We start from the raw sequence: 2,221 nt of genomic DNA, 5'->3' as shown, positions 1-2,221 counted from the left end.
CTTACTACCGTTTTTGTTTTAAGTTCCCGCTAATCCGCGATGAACCATAAAAAAGCGCATAAGTCTGATGACTTATGCGCTTTCTTTTTAAGGCTCAAACGTCTTCAATAGACGCAAGGCACTAAACCTAGATACTAGATACTAGATACTAGATACTAGATACTAGAGCTAAAACTAAATAAGCTTAAACAATCGGCTTTTGGCCGCGTTCAATCAGCTTCATCAGCACGCTGTCTGCAGATTTACCTGCCACGCCCGCTAGTTTGTCTGACAGCTTTTTCTTCTGTACGTAGTGAATCGCTAGAACCGTTTTGTCCTTACATGCCGCTACGACTAAATCATCAGAAGTGCTGATCTCATCCACCAGCCCAAGCACATGTGCTTGTGTACCAAACCAGTGCTCACCCGTTGCTACTTTTTCAAGATCGAGTGCTGGACGATGGTCACGGATGAAGTCTTTGAATAGGCCATGTGTCTCTTCGAGCTCTTCTTTAAACTTCTCGCGTGCTTTATCGCTGTTCTCACCAAACATAGTAAGCGTGCGTTTGTACTCACCCGCCGTTAGCTGTTCGAACTCAATATCATGCTTTTTAAGCAGTTTATTGAAGTTTGGCAGTTGAGCAATAACACCAATAGAGCCAACAATAGCAAACGGTGCAGATACGATTTTGTCTGCGATACATGCCATCATGTAACCGCCACTTGCTGCGACTTTATCTACCGAGATAGTCAGAGGCAGACCTGCCGCTTTGATACGGTCAAGTTGAGAAGACGCCAGACCATAGCCGTGAACCATACCACCGCCAGACTCAAGCTTAAGCAATACTTCATCACCTTCACGAGCAACAGCCAGAACCGCCGTTACCTCTTCACGTAATGAAGCCACTTCTTTCGCATCAATGCTGCCATTAAAATCAAGAACGAATAGGTGTGGTTCACGCTTGCTATCAAGCTCACCCTCTTTCGCTGCTTTCTTCACTTCTTTGCCACGTGATTTTACTTTTTCTTTTTCCGCTTTCTTTTCTGCTTTATCACGTGCTTTGATGAAAGCATCATCATGCAAATGGTGCTCTAGTTGTTCAATCGTTTGTTTGTGATGCTCAGATAGGTTCGTGATTTCCAGCTCACCTTTAATTGCGCTTGATTTTCCACCCACAGATTTAGCTATCACTAAAATTGCAATGATGGCGATTACAACGGTCGCAATCTTGGCTAAAAACAAGCCGTAGTCCAACAAAAATTCCAATGTCATATCCCCTATTGTATGAATTAGTGTATTGTAACCATCTTGTCACGATTACCAAGAATTTCTCATCATTCCTGCGGTTATCTGTGTGATTAAACATCAATGGAATGACGAACATAATAAAAGAAAGAAGGATAAGCACAGTGGATTACCCAATCTCTACAGATGCCCTCAAAGATAAAGTAATTTTGGTTACAGGTGCCGGTGCTGGCATTGGTCGCCAAGCCGCGCTAAGTTTCGCTCAACATGGTGCAACTGTTATTCTGTTAGGCCGCAATGTCAAAAACCTTGAATTAATTTACGACGAAATCGAAAGCGCTGGTTACCCACAGCCTGCGATTATCCCATTGGATTTAAAAGGCGCGACAAAACAGAACTACATCGACATGGCTGAAACCATTGAATCACAGTTCGGTCGTTTAGATGGTCTACTGCATAACGCAGGTGTGCTTGGCACGTTAAGTCCATTCGATCAAATCGATGAAGAAACGTTTGATGGCGTCATGCAAATCAACGTTAAAGCTGAATTTCTAATGACTCAAGCGTTACTGCCTGTCATTAAGAAAGCGGAAGCCGGTCGTATTGTCTTTACCTCTTCAACGGTTGGTCACTCTGGCCGCGCGTTCTGGGGCACTTACGCGATTTCAAAGTTTGCTACAGAAGGCATGATGCAGATCTTAGCCGATGAGCTTGAAGGTACCGATATCCGTGTTAATGCGATTAATCCAGGCGGCACTCAAACACGCATGCGTGCAAAAGCGTACCCAGGTGAAGATGCGAACAAGTTAAAAACACCACTCGACATCATCCCGCTGTATCTACACTTAATGAACCCTAGTGTGACAGATATTAATGGCCAATGTATCGACGCTCAACCTAAGTAGCTGATATTATGAGCAATAACAAAAAGTCGCTTTAATAGCCAACACCTATCATTTAAGGTGTTTAGATCGCACAGTGTAGCGAGTCTTACTA

At 43.6% G+C, this 2,221-nt stretch carries 2 protein-coding genes; one reads left to right on the top strand and one right to left on the bottom strand.

Annotation, left to right across the window (positions count from 1 at the left end; genetic code table 11):
* Window positions 1-184 precede the first annotated feature (184 nt).
* On the bottom strand, window positions 185-1,246 hold the full coding sequence (sohB, locus tag AB6D80_RS24745) for a protease SohB (protein ID WP_372189907.1): 1,062 nt from the start codon (window positions 1,244-1,246) through the stop codon (window positions 185-187).
* 143 nt (window positions 1,247-1,389) lie between these two features.
* Between sohB and AB6D80_RS24740 the strand changes: the two genes are divergently transcribed.
* Window positions 1,390-2,130, top strand: a complete 741-nt coding sequence (locus AB6D80_RS24740) for a YciK family oxidoreductase (protein ID WP_029225624.1) — start codon at window positions 1,390-1,392, stop codon at window positions 2,128-2,130.
* Window positions 2,131-2,221 lie beyond the last annotated feature (91 nt).

It is taken from the genome of Vibrio sp. 10N.247.310.17 (genome assembly GCF_041466605.1).
GTDB classification, from domain to species: Bacteria; Pseudomonadota; Gammaproteobacteria; order Enterobacterales; family Vibrionaceae; genus Vibrio; species Vibrio tasmaniensis_A.
This window is presented reverse-complemented; position numbering and strand designations above follow the sequence as displayed.